This window comes from Bradyrhizobium sp. KB893862 SZCCT0404 (genome assembly GCF_018130885.1).
Taxonomy (GTDB): domain Bacteria; phylum Pseudomonadota; class Alphaproteobacteria; order Rhizobiales; family Xanthobacteraceae; genus Bradyrhizobium; species Bradyrhizobium stylosanthis.
Map to the genome: position 1 here is coordinate 255,231 of NZ_JAFCLT010000002.1, position 20,255 is coordinate 275,485.

The 20,255-nt window shown below is 64.4% G+C and carries 19 protein-coding genes; 7 read left to right on the forward strand and 12 right to left on the reverse strand.

Features of this window, described 5'->3' with window-relative positions:
* Window positions 1-106: 106 nt before the first annotated feature.
* The 3 genes from JQ617_RS09990 to JQ617_RS10000 all read left to right on the forward strand — a co-directional run bounded on the left by JQ617_RS09990 (window position 107) and on the right by JQ617_RS10000 (window position 3,076).
* A complete protein-coding gene (locus JQ617_RS09990; protein WP_212026183.1) occupies window positions 107-280 on the forward strand; it encodes a hypothetical protein in 174 nt (57 codons plus the stop codon).
* A 109-nt stretch (window positions 281-389) separates the two neighbouring features.
* Window positions 390-1,352: a DUF4357 domain-containing protein gene (locus tag JQ617_RS09995; RefSeq protein WP_212026184.1), complete on the forward strand. Its 963-nt coding sequence runs from the start codon at window positions 390-392 to the stop codon at window positions 1,350-1,352.
* 1,157 nt (window positions 1,353-2,509) lie between these two features.
* Window positions 2,510-3,076, forward strand: coding sequence for an AAA family ATPase (locus JQ617_RS10000; protein WP_349630610.1), 567 nt, complete (start codon window positions 2,510-2,512; stop codon window positions 3,074-3,076).
* Between the two features lie 130 nt (window positions 3,077-3,206).
* Here the strand turns inward: JQ617_RS10000 and JQ617_RS10005 are convergent, their stop codons facing one another.
* The 8 genes from JQ617_RS10005 to JQ617_RS10040 form a co-directional block, all read right to left on the reverse strand.
* On the reverse strand, window positions 3,207-4,502 hold the full coding sequence (locus JQ617_RS10005) for a relaxase/mobilization nuclease domain-containing protein (protein ID WP_212026185.1): 1,296 nt from the start codon (window positions 4,500-4,502) through the stop codon (window positions 3,207-3,209).
* Window positions 4,502-4,960: a hypothetical protein gene (locus JQ617_RS10010; RefSeq protein ID WP_212026186.1), complete on the reverse strand. Its 459-nt coding sequence runs from the start codon at window positions 4,958-4,960 to the stop codon at window positions 4,502-4,504. Before JQ617_RS10010 ends, JQ617_RS10005 begins: the two co-directional genes overlap by 1 nt.
* Window positions 4,961-5,164: 204 nt before the next feature.
* Window positions 5,165-5,968: a hypothetical protein gene (locus JQ617_RS10015; protein WP_212026187.1), complete on the reverse strand. Its 804-nt coding sequence runs from the start codon at window positions 5,966-5,968 to the stop codon at window positions 5,165-5,167.
* Window positions 5,969-6,085: 117 nt separating this feature from the next.
* Window positions 6,086-7,333 (reverse strand): hypothetical protein, encoded by a 1,248-nt coding sequence (locus tag JQ617_RS10020; protein ID WP_212026188.1) that lies wholly within the window; start codon window positions 7,331-7,333, stop codon window positions 6,086-6,088.
* Between the two features lie 5 nt (window positions 7,334-7,338).
* On the reverse strand, window positions 7,339-7,770 hold the full coding sequence (locus tag JQ617_RS10025) for a hypothetical protein (protein WP_212026189.1): 432 nt from the start codon (window positions 7,768-7,770) through the stop codon (window positions 7,339-7,341).
* An 85-nt stretch (window positions 7,771-7,855) separates the two neighbouring features.
* The gene (locus JQ617_RS10030) at window positions 7,856-8,506 is read right to left on the reverse strand and encodes a DUF3102 domain-containing protein (RefSeq protein ID WP_212026190.1); all 651 of its coding nucleotides are present in this window, start codon (window positions 8,504-8,506) and stop codon (window positions 7,856-7,858) included.
* 281 nt (window positions 8,507-8,787) lie between these two features.
* Window positions 8,788-9,570, reverse strand: a complete 783-nt coding sequence (locus JQ617_RS10035) for an enoyl-CoA hydratase/isomerase family protein (RefSeq protein WP_212026191.1) — start codon at window positions 9,568-9,570, stop codon at window positions 8,788-8,790.
* A 128-nt stretch (window positions 9,571-9,698) separates the two neighbouring features.
* Window positions 9,699-11,786 (reverse strand): molybdopterin oxidoreductase family protein, encoded by a 2,088-nt coding sequence (locus JQ617_RS10040; RefSeq protein ID WP_212026192.1) that lies wholly within the window; start codon window positions 11,784-11,786, stop codon window positions 9,699-9,701.
* A gap of 234 nt (window positions 11,787-12,020) precedes the next feature.
* Here JQ617_RS10040 and JQ617_RS10045 point away from each other — a divergent pair, with 234 nt between their 5' ends.
* Genes JQ617_RS10045 through JQ617_RS10060 form a run of 4 tightly spaced genes read left to right on the forward strand, consistent with a single transcriptional unit; the run spans window position 12,021 to window position 16,296 of the window.
* Window positions 12,021-12,995: a Bug family tripartite tricarboxylate transporter substrate binding protein gene (locus JQ617_RS10045; RefSeq protein WP_212026193.1), complete on the forward strand. Its 975-nt coding sequence runs from the start codon at window positions 12,021-12,023 to the stop codon at window positions 12,993-12,995.
* A 12-nt stretch (window positions 12,996-13,007) separates the two neighbouring features.
* A complete protein-coding gene (locus JQ617_RS10050) occupies window positions 13,008-13,478 on the forward strand; it encodes a (2Fe-2S)-binding protein (protein WP_145661595.1) in 471 nt (156 codons plus the stop codon).
* The gene (locus tag JQ617_RS10055) at window positions 13,475-15,601 is read left to right on the forward strand and encodes a xanthine dehydrogenase family protein molybdopterin-binding subunit (RefSeq protein WP_212026194.1); all 2,127 of its coding nucleotides are present in this window, start codon (window positions 13,475-13,477) and stop codon (window positions 15,599-15,601) included. Before JQ617_RS10050 ends, JQ617_RS10055 begins: the two co-directional genes overlap by 4 nt.
* Window positions 15,598-16,296 carry a molybdate ABC transporter substrate-binding protein gene (locus tag JQ617_RS10060; protein ID WP_212026195.1) on the forward strand — a complete coding sequence of 233 codons (699 nt, stop codon included), beginning with the start codon at window positions 15,598-15,600 and terminating at the stop codon, window positions 16,294-16,296. The genes JQ617_RS10055 and JQ617_RS10060 overlap by 4 nt, the downstream gene beginning before the upstream one ends.
* Before the next feature lie 15 nt (window positions 16,297-16,311).
* On the opposite strand, the gene JQ617_RS10065 is transcribed toward JQ617_RS10060, so the two are convergent.
* The 4 genes from JQ617_RS10065 to JQ617_RS10080 all read right to left on the reverse strand — a co-directional run bounded on the left by JQ617_RS10065 (window position 16,312) and on the right by JQ617_RS10080 (window position 20,013).
* Window positions 16,312-17,118, reverse strand: coding sequence for an SDR family NAD(P)-dependent oxidoreductase (locus JQ617_RS10065; protein WP_063688210.1), 807 nt, complete (start codon window positions 17,116-17,118; stop codon window positions 16,312-16,314).
* A 22-nt stretch (window positions 17,119-17,140) separates the two neighbouring features.
* Complete coding sequence (locus JQ617_RS10070) at window positions 17,141-18,433, reverse strand: TRAP transporter large permease (protein WP_063688212.1); 1,293 nt, start codon at window positions 18,431-18,433, stop codon at window positions 17,141-17,143.
* The gene (locus JQ617_RS10075; protein ID WP_212026196.1) at window positions 18,424-18,975 is read right to left on the reverse strand and encodes a TRAP transporter small permease; all 552 of its coding nucleotides are present in this window, start codon (window positions 18,973-18,975) and stop codon (window positions 18,424-18,426) included. The genes JQ617_RS10070 and JQ617_RS10075 overlap by 10 nt, the downstream gene beginning before the upstream one ends.
* 66 nt (window positions 18,976-19,041) lie before the next feature.
* A complete protein-coding gene (locus tag JQ617_RS10080; RefSeq protein WP_063688216.1) occupies window positions 19,042-20,013 on the reverse strand; it encodes a TRAP transporter substrate-binding protein in 972 nt (323 codons plus the stop codon).
* Window positions 20,014-20,255 lie beyond the last annotated feature (242 nt).

Consider the following 20,255-nt stretch of genomic DNA (forward strand, 5'->3'; position numbering starts at 1 on the left):
CGTTCTACATTTGTCCGCGCCTGAGCGATGACCGCAAGGGCGGCCGCCGCCGATGGATCAGATCGAACGGCGACCTAACCACAGCAGACTTGATAGGAGTCTACCAATGGCTATCCGCCAGTATATTGCCGATTCGTCGGCGTTTCCCGCCTTCGATCTTCCTGTTCACACTCAAAGGGCTATCCGGTCCCGCCTCGCGCGCCCGCGGATCATGGGTCCGTCGGGCCGGCTGAAGCGCACGGCCGGCGACTGTTCGCTGTCGTTGGTCGCGATCCGTTAGCCCCACTCCATCGAGCTTTCCGAACGAGACGGCTTCTCGGCACGCAGATGCCGGGACGGCCCGTCGCTCGAATCTCGACGGACCATCGATCGAACAGGAGATCTTCAACATGTCGTACTTCAAGGACAAGCCGCTCATCAGCACGCGCACCACGAGCCATGTACACCGGCCCTATGGTGGCGTTGCCGACGTTCGCGAGATCATTGACCGCGCCGCCCACGTCAAGGCGTTGGTGTTCCCGATGAGCCTTGGACCCCGGCTCGTGGCGAGCGAGTTCACCTGCCCGGCGTTCTACGTCATGATCGGCGATGCCGCGGACGGCAGCGCTCCGATCTATCTCGGCGAGACGAACTGCTTCAGCCGGCGGCTCGGCGAACATCTCGCAGATCCGCAGAAGGCGTGGGCCCGCCTGATGATCGTGCTGCGCGGAACCTCGAAAGAGGTTCGCTTCACGAAGGAGACCGCGTGCTACCTGCAGTTCTGGCTGACCCATGCGGCCGATCGCTGCGGCGTCATGAAGGTGGTCGCCGGCTGCCCGCCGCGGATGCCCGAGATCGACCCGCTGGAGATGCCGCTGCACGAGCGCATGCTCGAAGACGCGAAGCGCTTGTTGTTCGATGCCGGCGTGACCGCCTTCGAACCGATGCCGGGCGGCATGCCGCAGGTGGATGCGCCGGCGTTGTCGCCGGAGACCGCCGACGACGCCGAGAGTGGTCCGATGGAGATCGACGTGCACTTGCCGCCGGGCGGCGCGGAATTCGAGTTGCGCTATGATGAGACCATCTGGGCGCGCGGCTATCTCGCCAACGACCGTTTCGTCGTGGCGGCGGGCTCGGATTTCCGCATCGCCACGAACCCGAGCGCGAGCCCGGTAACCCGGGCTCGTCGCGCGGCCCTGTTCGAGGCCGGCGTTCTGACGCCGATCCCGGGAGCCGTCGATCGCATGCGCGTCACGGTGGACATCGCCTTCCCCTCGATGGCGACCGCCGCCAAAGCGGTGTGCGGGGCGCATGTCGATAGCTCGAAGTGGCGGCCGGTCGATCCGACGCAGCGCCCGGTGATGCAGCTCTAGGCTCGTTTGCGACTTGACGCCGCAGGAGGTTTCCTGCGGCGTGCATCTTTGCCGATCGCGTTCGGCGGAGCCTTTCGTTCGTCCGCGATGGCGAAGACGATCAGCAATTTTTCACGATAGGACCGGCCGTCGCCGCGTATTTCGGCCTGACGCAAGCCGTGCAACCTCATGATCGATGACCTGGATGACCCGTCATTGAACGACTTCGACGAGGATCTCCTCGAAGGCGCGGCCGAAGATTCCGCATCCGGCGAGCAAGCGGCCGCCAGCCTACCGCGCGTGCTGCGCTATGCGATCTTGGCCTCGCGCGCCGACCATTCCGTTTACCAACGCCTCGCCGCCGAGATCGAGACGGTATGCCCGGGCATCGCACTGACCGCGACCTGGATTGACACGCCCGATGCCGTGCGCGGATGCGCGCTTGCCGTCGAGCTCGACTACCGGGCGGTCTGCAACGACAAGTCGGAGTACCGAAGCCTTGCCGATTGCGTGCGGCTGATCTCGCTCGCGCTGCCTCGAGACAGAGAACTCGGCGAGGAGCATCGCCGTGTCGCAGGCTCACTCGCTGCCGCTCTTCGCAAGCTTCCGCAGTCCATCCCCCTCGCGCTCGCCGCCGAGGTCGAGGCCGTGGTATATGGCTGGACAGCGCTGCCCGTCTGCGCGCACGAGGTTGTCGGCGCCTTTCAGACGCCGGCAATCCGGGCAGCGGCGATGCTCGGCGCGCGCATGGCCCGGCGCAGGATCGATGAGGCCGAGGAGAAGGCGTTCGCCCGCTCGCGGGAGCGCTTGCGCAAAGCCGACGCGGGGGAGGCTGCGCAGGGCAATGTCAAAACGGCAGGACCGATTACGGTCGTTCCCGATGGTCATGTCGTCGTGGTGCGAACGGATCCGGTCACGATGGCTGGCCAGAAATTCAAGGAGATGATCACTCCGCTGAAAAGCCTAATCGATGTGCCCTTGCCGCTGATCAAGACCCCGCCGCTTGCCGAGGTGCGCCGTCAATTGATGTTAGAATTCGGCTACGCCGCCAATGTCATCGATTTCGTGTTGTCCGACCTGGTCGGCCGTCCCACCGTAGCCTTCCGCCCGCTGCTGATGGTGGGCCCGCCGGGAGCGGCAAGACACGGTTCGCGCAACGACTGCAGCAGCTTCTCGGCATCGGAATGTGGCGGACCGATTCCACCGGCGCCGATGGCGCAGCCTTCTCCGGAACCGATCGTAGATGGGCGACCGCCCAGGCATGCCATCCGCTTTTGGCAATCGCCCGCGCCGGACACGCCAATGTGCTGATCCTGCTCGACGAGCTCGACAAGGCCGCGATCAGCAGAGACCACGGCCGCCTGTTTGACTGCCTTCTTGGGTTCCTTGAGATCGATTCGGCGCGGCAGTATCCGGATCCGGCGCTGCAGACCACCGTGGACTTGCGACACGTTTGTTATGTTGCGACGGCGAACTACATCGACAATCTACCTTCGCCTTTGCTCGATCGCTTCCGCCAGATCGCCTTCCCCAAGCCGGCAGAGAAGGATCTCCAAGCCCTGCTCCCAACGGTAGTCACCGACATCCTGCGCGACCAAGGGATGGACCAACGCTGGATCGATGGCCTAAACTTGACCGAAACGACTGCCATCGCGCATTATTGGCGTGGCGGGTCGGTGCGACGGCTCCGCCGCCTCGTCGAGATCGTGTTGCGCCAGCGCGACGGCCATTCAAGCCGCCATTGAACGATCGCCGCTCGATCGCCAAGTTTTGGCCGGCCGGCACGCGCCTCAGCGCAACGTTATCGAACATCGCGCGCTTAACTCTGCGCTTCGACAACGCTCTCAAGGCTCGATGGCGAGACGAAGCTTCGCTCTAAGGTCCCAAACCCGGGGCAGGCGCCTGCTCAACTTTCTCGTCTTGCGTGATCTCAACGTCCGAGTGGCCAAGCGAGATGTCCTGTTCCGCCGAGGTGACGATCTGCTCGGCGGCCTGCATCAGTTCGAGGTCCGATCTGGCCATCCAGCCCGCATCCCGCCACAACAGCGAAATCGCTTCATCCAAAATGGACTCGGCCCGAGCAAGACGGTGGATGCGGGCAGCCACCGCTTCCTGAGACTTCCGATCGCGCGAACCTGCGTGGCCTGGTCGGTAAATCAAAGATAGCCGTTTCGTCTTCAGACCGGCCAACTGCCCCTCGACCGCATCGATCCTCTTCTGCAGATCGAGGCGGGCTTGCCGTTCGGCATCCGACGGTCTCAGAAGCTCTCGCGGAGCGCATGATGGAGCAGCATCGGGTGCGACGCTTTCGCCGGAATCGAGCAGGCCGGGGATCCGCCGCTGCGCCTCTTGATGGACGGTCGAGGCGTCTTGCCTGAGAATGCGATGCAGCGATCCGACGAATAGGTTTTCATAGCGGAATGCGATGACGTTCGCCGTATTTCCGCGTCCGACCGCGACGCCGTTCCGCTCCAAGAACGCGGCGATTTCCGCTTCTGTCGCCGGGCTCTTCCATAGACGCTCGAGCCCCGGCTGAAACCCCGCCAGCGGGAAGTCGGCCGCCTGAGCCGCGCGGCGCATGGAATCGGTCATGCGCGGCGCCTTGATGACCGGAACGACCCCGAGCTCGTCGATCAGCCAGTCGGCCACATGACCATGGCCGTCGGCGCGCAATGCCTCGACGATCGACTTTTGCCAACGGCTCGGGACAGCCTCGCCCTCGATCAGATAGGCCGCGAGCGCCATGACCTTGTGAAGCCTCGGCGCATGATGACGCATATCGAGTGCGCGGAAAGTTCGCGGCGAAACGTGACCGATGACCAGGTGCAGATGATTTGCTCCCCCGCCGGCACGCGGCTTGTCGTGATGTGCGAACACCATCATCGGGTGATCGTGCGCCGCCAATTCGGTAACGACAAGGTCGACCACCTTCGCCGCTTCAGCCGCCGTCAGAGTCTTCCGGGGCGAAACATAGAGATGCCAGAACGCGATCTCGGCATGGGACGCCGCCGTCAGGGCCGCCATGACTTGCATCCCTTCGACGGTCTGACGGACGCAAAGATTGCGCGTCTCGACCAGTACTGGACGCTGATCCTTTTCCTTCCAGAGGTGCGCATCGAGACGACGGGCATCCGTCAGCGATCCACGATATGAAAAGGCGCGCGCGATCATCAGCGCGGCCCGATCGAGCGTGCGAGCAGCAGCAAGGCCACCGTTGCATCCTGCAGCACGGCGACTAACCGGTCATGGTGTTCGGTGCCCGTGCCCCGGGCGCGGCACTGCGTGAGCTCGTTCGAGCAGCCGATGACGGTCGCGTGGATTTCGGCGAGCTTTTGTCTTATTCCGTCGTATTTTGCACGCCTCCTGCGCGGACGCGTTCCCGTGAGATCCGCGTCGATCAGGTCCCTGATGTACTGACCAAGATCGATCTCCATCGAGACCGCTCGCGCGATGGCGGCATCCTTGAGGGTCTTCGGCAAGCGCACGGAAAACGGAGCGCTGCTCGGCTTTGGCGTATTACGGCCAATCACTGGATCCTTCGCCAATGTCTCATTCCCGGCCCCACTCACTTGATTTTGTTCCAGACGGTATCCATCCGGCGACCGATCCGCCGCAGCAAGCGCTCGCATGTGCCGATCCGGGTCCGCAGGATGTGGGCCCGACGTTTGAGCACTTGTTCGCGTTCGCCCCGCGTCAACAACTGAAACTCCCATGGAAGCTCGCGGATCAAGGTGAGGTGGTTGGTCGATCGAGCGAGCCGCCGGATCAGCGTGCGAGCCGCCTCATCGCCGAGCTGTCCGGCTCGTGCGAAGTCGCGAACGAGCCCAACGGGCTTAGGGAAACCCGAGGCCCCTCGAGGCCTCCTCCATCATCTTTGCGATCCAGCTTGCGATACGCCGCTGAACGACCGCCGCCGACAGCCGGTCGAGCGGCCGGCCCGCCGCATCGACCCACAACGCGGCGAGTTCCGACGGATCTGCGTTCACGAAATCGATGAGGTTCAGTCCCGTACGGTCCACGGGCTGCCACAGACGGTCATCCATGCGCGGCAGCACGACCTCCGACACGCCCGCACGCATCTTGGCGAAGTGCCCCGCTTCCAGACCGAGGAGGTCGGGATCGAAACCGGTCGGGAGCACGGTGCCGACCCGTTCATTGAGCACCCACACCGGCCGCGCGAGCGGCAGCGCCGCGGTCACCACTTCGGTGGTCTTCGCCAGTGCGCGCATGGCGTCATGATTCGAGGTCGTCACGAGCACGACGATCATCTGCCCGCCGCCGTCGGCAACGACTTTGTCCAGGCCCATGTCGCGCAGGAAACGCGCGACCGGGACATCCCACGTGGCCGCCGTATCCAGCACGATGCTGCAGCCGCTCTCCGCCGCCTGCTCGATGGCGTGCGACAGGGGCGAAAATGCCCGCAACAGGGCAAGAGGATCGTCGGGCGCGTTCAGCAGGTCAGTGTCGATCGTGGTGACGCTGCCGAGCTTGGCGGCCAACCGCTGCTGGACGTCCGCAGAAAAAACCTGAACTCTGCATCGGAGCGAGCGCAAGACCAGCGTCGCGAGTTCGGAAAACAGGGTCTTTCCCTGACCGCCGATGGCAGACAGAATAACGATGAAGTACCACCCTTGCATCAGCTGCTTCTCCTCTACGGTGAGAGGCTGAATAAGGCATGGCCTTGCGGATGACGCCCCCACCAACCCTGCGAGGAAATTGTCGTAAATTGTCGTCATCCGTCGGAGAAACGATATCTATCGTCGGAGGACGTCGGGCTCGGCTTGCGGGCGGAGACATGGCGCGCAAGCTTTTGCAAGGCTGCGGAGAAATCGAAAAGTCGTCTCGGCGGTGGCCGCGGCTGCAAGATCGAGGGTTGGCACCGGAAATCCCGTCGCGCGACCTTGGCGCGTGCCGCTGACGCCGCCGACGGGCGAGGCTGACCTCGCATCAAAGAACTTGGGATTCCCACCAAGCTGCGCGACATGGTGATGATCGCCCATGCACGCGCGGCGCCAGAGTTCAGCAGCCGAGTCACACACGGCGCCATGACAGGCGATCCAGAAGCTGCGTCGACGCCGGCGTCGCGGCGTCTCCGCCTGCCCTGGTGCTCCATCCAGCATTCCCGACAGATGCCTTGCCACGATGTGGTGTTGGCAGCTCGCGACCCAGATCGTCACCATCGCCGAAATGATGTCGGGACGGATGCTGTCGGCGGCGATCGGCTCCGCCAGTAAGTCGACGATCCGAACAACGATGTCCCGAACCGGTGCATTCGGCCGCTCGGTCACCGGCTGCAGGACTGCATCGAGCACGTCCCACACCAGGCGGGCCTCGGGCGACGGCTCGGCCCAATCGTAGAGCTTGCGCCGCCCTCGGTTCTGCCGCCTCGGATCCCGTGTCGCAAGACAGACGCGATCGCGCACGTGTTCAAGAAAGCCGGGCGCGACATCCGTCATCCGAACGATAAAATCTTCGAGTTGCCTCCTCAGATCGGCGGCAGTCGGCTCGGCCAGACCGTTGAAGAAGTAAACCCTTGCGGCGTCGAATGGGAAGGCTGTCGATCTGACCGCCACCAGATGCGGCTTGCCCGGGAACTGGCGCAACGCCGCGTTTACGACATGGGACTCGACGGGCGCAGCTATGACGGCCGTGCGGTAAAAACTTGCATAGCTGTCCGAATTATTCAACGTTTCGGCCGTAACCGGCGCCATGTCCATGTTCGAGAACGGATAGTGCCCGATCAGCGCGTCGAACGTCTCAGGCAATATCTCCGACGGAATGGAGCCTGCCCCGGTGCGAGCCGCCTGATGTGCCGCGGCTACAAGTGCGGACAATTGCGCGATGACCTCCCCGATACGAGCCGAAGCTTTGCGTCGCACATTCCGACATCGAAACGACGACGCAGCCTCATCGAGAGCTTCGAGTTGAACTGCGACGTCGATCGCGGGGCCGACTTGGCGCAGAAGCATTTCGAGCTCGGCGCGATCCTCCTCAGCAAGCATGCCCGCTACCGTGACTTTCCGCGACGGAACAGAAACTCGTCCATCGCGGCGTGAGTCCGAGCCTGGTCGATGCGTTGTCTGAACCGATCAAGATCAGGCGGGATCGGCGAGTTCTCCGCCCCGCTCGGCGGCGACGGCCGGCCGAAATCGGTGGGACGAACGGCCGGCCGCCTTGTTATCCCCGCGGGCGGGCAAACCTTCTTTCTGGCTCGGCTGATGAAGACCGCGAGCGATTGCTCGGTGAATTCCGCTCCTGTGCGACCCCGAGCTCCCTTGCCGTTCAGACCGGCGGAAATCTGCTTGTAGGTGAAGCCAAGTCCCAACATCTCTTCGAACGCCGCAAGATGCCGGTCGATGACCGCTTGGGTTTTTGGCGCGCCAAGATCGGTCGGGGCCATTGCGTCAACGATCGGTCGCAGCAGTTTGTCGATGATCATAGCCGGCCTCTGCCCTCAGATGTAGAGCGCGAAACATGCGCCGTCCGGCACCGTCGATTGCCGGACGTCACGACGTTGGAAATAATCAAGTCGCCGGAAGACTGAGGAACGTGGGCGTCACCCGTGCGGCGCGGCTTCCGCGAATCTTCGCGGCCGCACGATCGGCAAGGTTCTCCATGAACTGACGAGCCGACGGCCGCTCCTCGAGGAAGCCGAGCAAGAGCCGGCAATGGCGGACGTCCAACATCTCCGTGATCATTGCCGCGACCTCGATCGACTGAGCATGGTCGGTCTCCATTTTAGCGGACCCCCCTTTGTCGCGGCGGATAGTCTGCTTGACCCAGTCGACCGTCACGCTCTCTCCACGCCGCACACGCGCGAGCACCTCGCGCACCGTGTCCTCGCTCACCGACGAAGCACCCAGATCCTGGGCGGCGGTCAGGGGCAGCCGGCACACGTCCTCGCCGTAGCACTGAAATAGATGCGCAGCATTCATATACCGCTGCGTCCTCCGCGGCTCGAATCCCGCGACCAGATGACACCACCGCAAAAACATGCCGTGAGCGAAATATTGCTTGGCCTCTATCAGTGCCGCGCCGATCACCACTCCGCTACACGTCAGCCGCTTCTCGCCCTCCCGGATGACACCCTCGAGCTCCTCCAGCCTGACCTGCACCTCGGGTGAAAGCTGGCCATAGTCGAACTGCTCGCCGCCCATCATGGTCGCGCGCTCCAACGTTCTATCGTTTTGTGTATCTCCAAACAGGATACACGAAAAGAAAAAAACGTCAATCTTTTCATAATGATGGCAACTTGGCACGGTCACAGAAGCAAAACCAATTGCGAAAAGTTTTCGCTTTTGGACCTCGTTTCACCGAACGGGAGCGTGTCCTTGCTTCAACACTGCGCCACCGCCAAACCAGAGAAGGAGGCAATTCGAACAACGGGGAAACTCGGGGAGGTCGCCCTGCCCACGATCGCAGCCAACCTTACAAAGTCCCTACGACACTGGCACTCTCACCTTCCCGTCCAAACCGGCTCCCTCTTCTCGCCGAACGCCTTGAGCCCCTCCTTGGCATCCTCAGTCATCGCCAGCAGCGCGATCTGGCTTTCGGTGTAGGCGATGCTTTCGTCGAACGTCATCGAAGCGATGGCGCGCATGGCGTATTTGCCGCGGCGGATCGCGGTCGGCGATTTGTCGACGATTCGGCCGATCAGCCAGTCGACCTTGGCATCGAGCTCGGCCGTGGGTACGACGTAGTTGAGCAGGCCCGCATCTTTCGCAGCCTTCGCATCGAACGGCTCGCCGGTGAGCGCCCACTCATTGACGAGGCGTCGCGGTGCGATCTCCTGCAACAGGCTCAGCACCTGCATCGGGAACACGCCGACCTTCACCTCCGGCAGGGCGAAGATGACATGATCGGCGGCGACCGCCATGTCGGTCATGCAGAGCAGGCCCATGCCGCCGGCCATGCAGACGCCACCGACACGCGCGATCGCGGGCTTGGTGGCGTTCTGCGACAGACGCAGCAGATCGGCGTAGTCGACATTCGGCCTGGAATGATCCATCGCAAAAGCGGCGCCGGAATTCTGCAGGTCCGCACCGGCGCAGAACGCCTTGTCGCCCGCGCCGGTCAGCACGATGACGCGGACTTCCTTGTCGTCATGCGCGTCGCGATACCCCTTGGTGATGCCGGCGATGACGTCGCCGTTCAGCGCGTTGCGCTTCTCGGGCCGGTTGATAGTGATGCAGAACGCCTGCCCGCGCTTCTCGGTGATGACGGCTGTGGTGTCGCTCATGGCACGCTTCCTTGGTTTTCCGATTTGCAGCCATTTGCGGCAGCTCGGGCGGAAGGTGCAAGGGCAATCTGCGGCGAGGTGCCTCTTTAGCGCCTCGACACAAATTGCGCGGCGATCGCCGAGAGAACTCAGGCGACCGCTTTCCTGATCCAGACCTTGTTGTCGTGGAACGCGGCTCCGCCGATCGGCGCGATCGTGTCGGCACCCGTCAACATGTTGATGCCGCGACCTCCGACATGATTCTTGTTCGGGTGAACCGACTCCGCGATCAGCACGCCGCGTCGCACGCCCTCGAACAACACCGCGATCAGCGTGGTCTCGCCGCGGGTGTTGCCGAGCGTCACCGTATCGCCGTCGGCGATATCGAGCGCCGCCGCATCCAGCGGATGGATCATGACGCTCGCTTTGCCCTCGCGCGCCTGGGAGGACGGCGTCTCGTTGAACGTCGTGTTCAGGAAGCTGCGCGACGGGCTGGTGGCAAGCCGGAACGGATGGGCCTGGTCGGCATGCTCGATCACCGCCCAATGGTCCGGCAGAGACGGCATCTTGTCGAAATCGCCCATTGTCACGCCAAACGGCGGATGCGCCCAGTCAGCCCTGAAGTGGAATTTCCCGTCAGCATGGGCGAAGCCGTCGAGGAAATGCGAGGTGCGGAAATCCGGCTGCAGGTCGCGCCATAGGTCGGCTTCGAGGCCGGCGATGTCGCCATGGTTGCTGAGCTTCAAGGTCGCGTCGATCAATTCGCGCGGCGTCATCTCGAAGCCGCGATGCACGGCGCCGAGCCGCGGCGCCAGCGCCTGCAGGACCTGGTGATTGGAGCGACATTCGCCGGGCGGATCGATCAGCTTCGGTCCGACAGAAATGTGCTGATGACCACCGCCGTAATAGAGATCGTCGTGCTCCATGAACATGGTCGCCGGCAGCACGATGTCGGCCATTTGCGCCGTCTCGGTCATGAACTGCTCGTGCACTGCCACGAACAGATCCTCGCGCGCAAAGCCCTGGGCGACCAGCGCCTGCTCCGGCGCCACCGTCACCGGGTTGGTGTTCTGGATCAGCATCGCCTTGACCGGTCCCTTGCCGCGCAGGGCCTCGGCATCGCCGGTGAGGATGCGGCCGATCTTGGACTGGTCGAGCGCGCGGACGCTGTGGTCGATCGCGTCGTGGCCCTCGATGATGGATTCGTTGAAGTGCCACAGCGCGTAATTGTTGAAGAAGGCGCCGCCGCCTTCATATTGCCAGGCACCGGTGACCGCGGGGATGCAATTCGCGGCATGCATCTGCACGGCGCCGTTGCGGCTGCGCGTAAAGCCGTAGCCAAAACGGAAGAAGGTACGTTTGGTCTCCCCGACCGCTTTCGCAAAGGCCTCGATCTCCGCCACCGGCACGCCGCAGATTGCGGAAGCCCATTCCGGCGTGCGTGTCTTCAGATGCGCCTCAAGCTCGGCCGGGCAGTCGGTGTATTTGTCCATGTAGGCGCGGTCGGCATGGCCGTCGCGGAACAGGACGTGCATGACGCCGCAGGCGAACGCGCCGTCGGTGCCCGGCCGCAGGATGATCTTGATGTCAGCCTGCTTCATGGTGTCGTTGTCGTAGATGTCGACCGCCGCGATCTTGGCGCCACGCTCCTTGCGGGCCCGCGCGGCGTGCGTCATCACGTTGACCTGGGTGTTGACGGGATTGGTGCCCCAGATCACCACGAGATCGGACAGCGCCATCTCGCGCGGATCGACGCCCGCGATCTTGCCGGTGCCGACCGCGTAGCCGATGCGCGCCACATTGGCGCAGATGGTCTGATAGAACCGCGAATACTTCTTCACGTGCGTCAGGCGGTTGAGCCCGTCGCGCATCACGAGGCCCATCGTGCCGGCGTAGTAATAGAGCCAGATCGAATCAGCGCCGAACTCGCGTTCCGCCTGATTGAACCGTTCCGCGATCTCGTCGAGCGCCTCGTCCCACGAGATGCGCGCGAACTGGCCCGAGCCCTTCGGCCCAATGCGCCGCATCGGAAACGTCACCCGCTCGGGGTGATGGATGCGCTCGGCATAACGGGCGACCTTGGCGCAGACGACGCCGGCCGTGTAGGTCTGCTTTTTCGAACCACGGACGCGGCCGATGCTCCGGCCCTCGATCACCTCGACATCGAGGGCGCAGGCCGACGGGCAATCATGCGGGCAGGTCGAATGGCGGAGTTCAATCTTGGCGTGCTGGTTCATGGCCAAATTCGTAACATCAAAATACCGGCCCGCCGAGGGCATTTATCCGGCAACGCCCATGCGATTTGCTCAAATCGCGCGCGCGGCAGGTTCCTGCCGCAACCGCGAGAGCGGCCCAAACCACACCGGAAGCCCTCCGATATTCCTAGCCCAACCGGATTTGTGGGGCGTCGACAGTCCGCCTGCCGTACCGCTACAGTGCCGGCCAACAAAAACGATATCAGGGAGGTGGGCATGACTGCCCGAAGATCGATGCTGGTGCTGGCGGCCGGCCTGCTCGCCGGATTCTCGGCGCCCCCCTCCCTCGCGCAAGATTATCCCAACCACGCCGTCCGGATCGTCGTGCCCTTCGGCGCCGGCGGCCCGGCCGACGTCGCGGCCCGGCTGATCGGTAACGTGCTCCAGGAGAGCTTTGGTCAGCCCTTCGTGATCGAGAACCGCACCGGCGCAGGCGGCGTCATCGGAACGGTCGAGGCGGCGAAGTCGCCCGCCGACGGCTACACGCTGCTGATGATGTCCAATACCCAGACCGCGAACGAGTCGCTGCTGACGGCGGACAAGCGCAAATACGAGCTGATGCGCGACCTCGCGCCGATCGCGCCGGTCAACTATTCCGATCTCGTCGTCGTGGTGAACCCGCAAGTCCCGGCAAAGACGCTTGCCGAGTTCATCGCCCTCGCCAAAGCCCAGCCCGGAAAGCTGAACTATGCCTCTTCCGGCCAGGGCACGCCGTATCACATGGCCGGCGAGTTGTTCAAAGCGATGGCCGGCATCGACGTCCTCCACGTTCCCTACCGCAACAGCGGCGAGGCGCGCAGCGGCGTGATCGGCGGACAGGTCCAGATGATGATCGACGCGGTGCCGGCGATGGCACCGAACATCGCCGAAAACCAGGTCCGCGCGCTCGCCACCACCGGCGCGCAGCGCTCGACGGTGCTGCCGAACGTGCCGACCGCCGTGGAAGCCGGCGTGGCCGGCTACGAGGCGACGATCTGGCTCGGGCTGATGGCACCTGCCGGTACGCCGAAGCCGGTCATCGACAAGCTCAACGCCGCTGTAAACGCAATGGTGAAGCGGCCGGACATCATAAAACTATGGTCCGAGCAGGGCGCCGTACCCATGTCAATGACACCGCAGGAATTCGAAAAATTCCTGCGTGGCGACATCGAGAAATGGGCCGACGTCGTCAAGAAATTCGACAAGTCCTGAGGCGTACTGCTCATGTCCATTCTTCAATTCCGGCTCAACGGCGATGCGATCGCCGTGGACGCTGATCCGGACCAGATGCTGCTCGACGTGCTGCGCGGCCGGCTCGGCATCACCGGTGCACATTTCGGCTGCGGGGCCGGCGAGTGCGGCGCCTGTCATGTCATGGTCGATGACCGCGCGATGACCTCCTGCGACATGCCGATGTGGTCGGTCGCGGACAAGGATGTCGTCACGGTCGAAGGCCTCGGCACCGCCGAGCGGCCACATCCTCTGCAGCGCGCCTTCATCTCGGAGCAGGCGATGCAATGCGGCTATTGCGCTTCGGGAATCCTGATCACCGCGGCGGCCCTGCTGAGGCGCAATCCGTCGCCGACGGAGGCCGAGGTGAGAGAAGCGCTCGACCGCAATTTCTGCCGCTGCGGATCGCATAACCGCATGGTGCGCGCGGTGCTCCGCGCAGCCTCGGAGATGGCTGCGTCATGACCTCCCCTGCCCCGACACTGCCGGTCAGCCTTGCAGCCAATCCGAGGCTGTCATCCTGGGTAAAGCTCAGCGGCGACGGCCGCGTGGCGATCTCGCCCGGTAAGGTCGAAATCGGCCAGGGCATCGTCACCGCGCTGGCGCAGATCGCCGCGGACGAGCTCGACATCGATATCGGCAGGATCGAGATGATCCGCGCCTCGACGGCGGCGAGCCCGAACGAGGGCGTCACCTCGGGCAGCCTGTCGATCCAGCAATCCGGCCGGGCGCTGCGCCATGCCTGCGCCGAGGTACGCCAGCGCTTCCTGGTCGCGGCGTCGGAGCGTCTCGGCGTTGACGCCACACTACTCAATGTCGATGACGGCACGATCTCGGGTCCCGGCAATGTCCGGACCAGCTATTGGGAGCTCGCCGGCGATGTTTCGCTCGACCACGACGCCGCCCCGGGCGCGACAGCGAAGCTCGCCGCCAGGCGCGCCCTCGCCGGACATTCCGTCCAGCGCGTGGACATTCCCGACAAGGTGTTCGCACAGCCGCGCTTCATCCATGACCTTGCATTGCCTGGATTGCTGCACGGACGGGTGCTGCGGCCGGACGTATCCGGCGCCAGGCTGATCGGGCTCGATGACACTACAGCGCGGACCGTTCCCGGCCTCGTCGCGATCGCCCGCGACGGCGGCTTTGCCGGCGTGGTCGCCGATAGCGAGACGGCGGCGGACGCCGCGCTGAAGGCCTTGCGCAAGGGCGCGACATGGTCGGCCGGCGAGCCGCTGCCCGATGAAGATGATCTCGCAGGCTTCCTGAAAAGCCAGCCGGTCGAAACGACCACCATCGACACCAGGCAAGCGTCGACGCCGCGCAAGCCCGCCCAAACTCTCCGCCGGCAATACACCCGCCCCTACATCGCCCATGCCTCGATCGCGCCATCCTGCGCCATGGCACAGTGGGACGGCGATCGCGTCCGTGTCTGGACACACAGCCAGGGCGTCTATTTGCTGCGGGCCGACCTAGCGATCGTGCTCAAGCTGCCCGCCGAACACATCGTCGTCGAGCATATGGAGGGTGCCGGCTGCTACGGGCACAACGCGGCCGACGACGTCGCGCTCGATGCCGTGCTGCTGGCGAAAGTGGCCGGCGGCCGTCCCGTCCGGGTGCAGTGGTCTCGCCATGACGAGATGAGTCACGCGCCGTTCGGCGCGGCGATGGCCATCGAGATCGAGGCCGATCTCGATGCCGACAGCGAGATCGTCGGCTGGCGCCATTCGATCTGGAGCAACGGCCACGCAGCGCGCCCGGGGCGCGCGGCCCAGCCGGCGTTGCTCGCCGCATCCGAGATCGCCAATCCCTACCCGCGCATGGTCTCGACCAATCCGCTGGCGGCCAATGGCGGCGGCGGCGACCGCAACTCGGTTCCGCTCTACGACTTCCCGGCCTGGACGATCACGAGCCACCGGCTGCTGACCATGCCGGTGCGAACCTCGGCGCTGCGGACGCTGGGCGGGCAAGGCAATGTCTTCGCCATCGAGTCCCTGCTCGACGAGATCGCCGCCTTGCGCGGCGAAGACCCCGTCGCGTTCCGCCTGCGCCATCTGCGTGACGAACGGGCGCGCGACGTCATCCGCGCCGCGGCGCGACGCGCGCAATGGAAGCCGCAGAAGCAGGCCGGAATCGGCCACGGCGTCGGCTTTGGCCGCTACAAGAACACGGGCGCCTATTGCGCCGCGATTGCCGAGATCGAAGGTGCCGACGACATTCGCGTGAAACGGCTGACGCTTGCAGTCGATGTCGGCGAAGCCATCAATCCAGACGGTGTCATCAACCAGATCGAGGGCGGCGCGATCCAGGCGACGAGCTGGGTGCTGAAAGAGCGCGTTCGCTTCGACCGGACCCGCATCACCTCGGCCTCGTGGACGGACTATCCGATCCTGACCTTCAGCGAGGTGCCGGCGGTCGATGTCGAGATCATCCAGCGGCCGGAGATCGAGCCGGTCGGTGCAGGCGAAGCCGCGCACGGTCCGGTGACGGCGGCGATCGCGAACGCCGTGTTCGACTGCCTCGGCGTGCGCGTACGCGACCTGCCGATCACCCGCGACAGGATCATTGCAGCCATGGAGCTCGCATCGTGACGACAGTGAACATTTTGAGCGGCGGTGCCGCGCAAGGCCTGGTGCGCGGCCTCGCCGATGCGTTCAAGGCGCAGACCGGCGCCGGCATCGACGGCGAATTCGGCGCGGTCGGCATCATGGCCGACAAGCTGCGCGCGGGAACACCGGCCGATCTCGTCATCCTGACCCAGGCACTGCTCACCAAGCTCGCCGAAGAGAAGCTCGTTGTCCCCTCCGCGATCGCGGATGTGGGCCGGGTCGAGACCGCGCTGGCGGTTCGCAACCGCGATCCCAGGGTGACGGCGAAAACCGAAACCGATTTGCGCGAGGTGCTGCGTTCCGCAGATGCGATCTACGTCCCCGACATCAAGGCGTCCACGGCGGGACAGCACGTCGCGAAAGTGCTGGATCAGCTCGGGATCGCCTACGAGGTCGCCTCGCGCCTCAAGATATTTCCAAACGGTGCAACCGCGATGCGGGAGCTCGCGATGTCCACCGCAGCGCGGCCGATCGGCTGCACGCAGGCGACCGAGATCATCGCGACCGACGGCATCGTGCTGTCGGGGGCGCTGCCGCCGGGATGCGAGCTCGTGACGATGTACACGGCCGGCGTGACCGCCCGGGCCGCGCATCCGAAGGAGGCCGCCGCGCTGATTGCCTTGCTGACCGGCGCAGACAGCAAGGAACTGCGCCAGCGCGCAGGTTTTGCCGGCTAGGAGCCGCTAACGGCGTTATTTGTGCAGCTGGGTGAGACCCGTCGGCGGGCCGTCCACAGCGGTCCAGCCGCCATCGACGAACAGCGTGCTGCCGCTGACATAGCTCGCAGCATCCGAAGCGAGATAGGCCACCGCGGTGGCGACCTCGTCGGCGCTGCTCCAGCGATTGAACACGGTGTGGCCAGCGTAGAGATTGTAGATGTCGGGGCGCTGCTTGAACGGACCGGTCAGCGCGGTCTCGGCAATGCTCGGCGCGATCGCGTTGACGCGCACGCCGGCATGGCCGACCTCGGAGGCGAAGCCCTTCACCAGCAGGCCGATGGCTGCCTTGGTGGAGCCGTAGACGCCGAGGCCCGGCTCGATGGTCACCGCGCGCACCGAGGAGCAGGCGATGATGCTGCCGCCCTTCTGCGCGACCATGATGCGGCCGAAGGCCTGGAAGAACCAGACGGTGCCCTTGACGTTGAGGTTGAGGACGCGATCGAGATCCTCCTCGGTGTAGTCGAGGATGGTCTTGCGGATGTTGAGCCCGGGCGTCGTCACCGCGATGTCGAGCCGCGAGAACTTCTGCATGACCGTCTTGGCAAGCGCATTGACGTCCGCGGCGCTCGCGGCGTCGCAAGCCGCTGCTTCCGCCCAGCCGCCCTTGTCGCGAATGCCGGCGGCCGTCGCCTCCGCGGCATCAAGCGCACGATCGGCGCAGACCACGCGAGCCCCTAACCCGGCCAGCGCCTCGGCGGAGGATTTGCCGATGCCTGAGGCGGCGCCGAGCACCACGGCCGTCTTGCCGGTAAGATCGAAGAGCTTGCGATAGTCGGTCACGGACGAAATCTCCCTGTTGCTGCTATCCCTTGTAACCCATCAGCAGGCGGGGCAGCCACAGCGAGAATGCGGGGACGTAGGTCACGAACATCAGAGCTGCGATCAGCGCGGCATAGAACGGCAGGATGGTGCGCATCACCGCGCCCACCGAGATGCCGCCGATGGCGCAGCCGACGAATTGCGTCGTTCCGACCGGCGGCGTGTTCAGCCCCAGCGCGCAGTTGATCAGCATGAGCATGCCGAACTGCACCGGATCCATGCCCGCCTTCATCGCGATGGGCAGGAAGATCGGCGTGCAGATCAGGATGGTCGCGGCCATGTCCATGAACGTGCCGAGCACGAACAGGATGACATTGATGAGCAGGAAGATCACCCAGGGCTGGCTGGACACCTTGCTCATGAGGTCGCCGGCGAAGTCAGCGACCTCGTAGAGACCCATCAGATACTGGAACATGGTGGAGACGCCGATCAGCAGCAGCACCACGCCCGTCGTCTTCACCGCCTTCGCCGCGGCCCGCAGGAAGTTCGACAAGGTCATGGTGCGGTAGATGAAGAAGGTCAGCAGGATGGTGTAGGTGACCGCGACGGCGGCGGACTCGGTGGCCGTGAAGACGCCGGAGAGGATGCCGGCCAGGATGATGCCGACGATCAACAGGCCGGGCAGCGCGGCGGCGAGCGAACGGAACACCTCGGCCCAGCCCGGGAACTTGCCGGCGGGATAGCCGCGTTTCACCGCGACCGCGTAGGCTGCAACCAGCATGCACACCATCAGCACCAGCGCCGGCAGGAGGCCGGCTGCGATCAGCGCACCGATCGAGACCTTGCCGCCGGCCGCGAGCGCATAGATGATCATGTTGTGGCTGGTCGGCATCAAGGCTCCGACCAGCGAGGCATGGGTGGTGACGTTGACGGCGTAGTCGGTGTCGAACCCTTCCTTCTTCATCATCGGGATCATCACCGCGCCCATCGCCGACACGTCGGCCACGGGCGAGCCAGAGACGCCGCCGAACAGCGTGCAAGCGACCACGTTCGACATGCCGAGGCCGCCTCGGATGTGCCCGACGAGATTCTTGGCAAGCTTCACGATCTTATCGGCGACGCCGCCATGCAGCATCAGCTCGCCGCTGAAGACGAAGAACGGGATGGCGAGGAAGGAGAAGATGTTCATCCCCGACATCATCTGCTGGAAGATGACGGCGACCGGCAGGCCTTCATAGAGGATGGTGCAGATCGCCGAGAGGCCGATCGCAAAGGCGACGGGAACGCCGAGGATCAGGAAGCCGAAGAACGTGGCGCCGAGGATGATCAGTTCCATGAGGGGACGACCTCTTCGCCGCGCAGGAGCGCAATGATGTGCTCGATTGAGAAGGAGACGATCAGGATGCCGGAGGCGATCAGCGGCACGTAGCGGATGACCTCGGGCAAGCCGAGATTGGGGATCTTCACGGTGCCGACCGAAGCCCCGAGGATCCAGCCGTTATAGGCCATGGCAATGCCGAACACGGCCACCAGCACGTGAATGACGATCTCGATCTTTTCCCGGACATGGTCCGGAAGCATCACCAGCAGACTGTCCATGCCGATATGGCCGGCATCGCGCACGCCGACGGCGGCACCGATCAGCGTGACGTAGAGGATGAGGACCAGCGCAAGGTTCTCGGTCCAGGTCGGACTGGAATTGAGCACGTAGCGCCCGAACACCTGGTAGAACACGATGGTGACGATGACGAGCAGTCCTGTCACCGACAGATACATGCCCAGGCGCGCGATGGGCGCATTGATCCGCGAGAGCAAGCCGGTGGATGGCCGTCCGGTGACCGCCTCCTGCTCGTGATCTGCGACGTGTGGGTCCGTCATCCCGCGCCTCCCTCGCGAGGGTCCGGCGTCACCTCGCGGGCGACACCGGACCCGTTCCGCCGTGGTTTACTTCGTGTCCTGGATACGCTTGACGAGGCTCTGCAGCTTCTCGTCACCGGCAAACTTCTGGTACACCGGCTTCATCGCGTCGACGAACTCCTGCTTGTTTGCGACGGTCACGACCTGGACGCCGGCCGCTTCGACGGTCTTGCGGGAGGCCTGCTCGCGCTCGTCCCAGAGCTTGCGCATGACAGGCACCGATTCCTTGGCCGCCTTGCGGATCATCGCCTGATCTTCCTTGCTCAGCGTGTCCCAGACCGTCTTGGACATCACGAGGACTTCGGGCGCCAGGGAGTGCTCGGTGACGTTGTAGAACTTGGCGGCCTCGAAATGGCGCGAGGACTCATAGGAGGGCCAGTTGTTCTCGGCGGCGTCCACGAGGCCGGTCTTGAGCGCGGTGTAGACCTCGCCATAAGGCATCGGGGTCGGGTTGGCGCCGAGGCTCTGGATCATGCCAACCCACAGGTCGGACTGCTGGACGCGGATCTTGAGGCCCTTGAGGTCGGCGAGCGACTTGACCGGTGCCTTGACGGTGTAGATCGAGCGGGCGCCGCTGTCGTAATAGGCAAGGCCGATCAGGCCTGCGGGCGCCATGGCCGCCAGGATCTCGTCGCCGATCGGACCGTCAAGGACGGTGCGCATGTGCTGCGTGTCGCGGAACACGAAAGGCAGGCACAGGGCGATGGTCTCGGGCACGAAGTTGTTGAGCGGCGATGCGTTGATCCGCATCATGTCGAGCGCACCGATCTTGAGCTGCTCGATGGTGTCCTTCTCGGAGCCGAGGGCGCCGTTCGGAAACACCTTCACGCCGAGCTTGCCGCCGCTCGCGGCCGCGAGCTGCTTGCCCATGAACTTGACGGCCTCGACGGTCGGGTAGTCGGCCGGGTGGATGTCGGCAGAGCGGAAATCGCGTGCGGCCGCCAGCGGCGCTGAGACCGCCAGCACGGCGGCTGCGATGATACCGGTGAGTGTCTTCATCTGGGCTCCTCCTGAGGTGATTATGTCGTTGTCGGGCAGGCTGCAGGCCGTCTTGGGTCGCTCTACTTCCGGTGGGAAGTCAAGCGCCAATGTCGTCCCTAGGGCCGGCGGCATTCTCTGTCCAAGCCAAATCCGGCATCGATCAATGCAAGAGTTGCATTGATCAATTTCCCGGCGCAATTCTCACAATGGCGGGTATGGCCGGCGGGCTCGATGTCGCCCGCACGTGACTTGACGCCCCC

What these genes read in the sequence shown, in the direction of transcription:
- JQ617_RS09990 (WP_212026183.1), top strand. Translation starts at nt 107, where the DNA reads ATGGCTATCCGCCAGTATATTGCCGATTCGTCGGCGTTTCCCGCCTTC.
- JQ617_RS09995 (WP_212026184.1), top strand. Translation starts at nt 390, where the DNA reads ATGTCGTACTTCAAGGACAAGCCGCTCATCAGCACGCGCACCACGAGC.
- JQ617_RS10005 (WP_212026185.1), bottom strand. Translation starts at nt 4,502, where the DNA reads ATGATCGCGCGCGCCTTTTCATATCGTGGATCGCTGACGGATGCCCGT.
- JQ617_RS10010 (WP_212026186.1), bottom strand. Translation starts at nt 4,960, where the DNA reads ATGCGAGCGCTTGCTGCGGCGGATCGGTCGCCGGATGGATACCGTCTG.
- JQ617_RS10015 (WP_212026187.1), bottom strand. Translation starts at nt 5,968, where the DNA reads ATGCAAGGGTGGTACTTCATCGTTATTCTGTCTGCCATCGGCGGTCAG.
- JQ617_RS10020 (WP_212026188.1), bottom strand. Translation starts at nt 7,333, where the DNA reads ATGCTTGCTGAGGAGGATCGCGCCGAGCTCGAAATGCTTCTGCGCCAA.
- JQ617_RS10025 (WP_212026189.1), bottom strand. Translation starts at nt 7,770, where the DNA reads ATGATCATCGACAAACTGCTGCGACCGATCGTTGACGCAATGGCCCCG.
- JQ617_RS10035 (WP_212026191.1), bottom strand. Translation starts at nt 9,570, where the DNA reads ATGAGCGACACCACAGCCGTCATCACCGAGAAGCGCGGGCAGGCGTTC.
- JQ617_RS10040 (WP_212026192.1), bottom strand. Translation starts at nt 11,786, where the DNA reads ATGAACCAGCACGCCAAGATTGAACTCCGCCATTCGACCTGCCCGCAT.
- JQ617_RS10045 (WP_212026193.1), top strand. Translation starts at nt 12,021, where the DNA reads ATGACTGCCCGAAGATCGATGCTGGTGCTGGCGGCCGGCCTGCTCGCC.
- JQ617_RS10050 (WP_145661595.1), top strand. Translation starts at nt 13,008, where the DNA reads ATGTCCATTCTTCAATTCCGGCTCAACGGCGATGCGATCGCCGTGGAC.
- JQ617_RS10055 (WP_212026194.1), top strand. Translation starts at nt 13,475, where the DNA reads ATGACCTCCCCTGCCCCGACACTGCCGGTCAGCCTTGCAGCCAATCCG.
- JQ617_RS10070 (WP_063688212.1), bottom strand. Translation starts at nt 18,433, where the DNA reads ATGGAACTGATCATCCTCGGCGCCACGTTCTTCGGCTTCCTGATCCTC.
- JQ617_RS10075 (WP_212026196.1), bottom strand. Translation starts at nt 18,975, where the DNA reads ATGACGGACCCACACGTCGCAGATCACGAGCAGGAGGCGGTCACCGGA.
- JQ617_RS10080 (WP_063688216.1), bottom strand. Translation starts at nt 20,013, where the DNA reads ATGAAGACACTCACCGGTATCATCGCAGCCGCCGTGCTGGCGGTCTCA.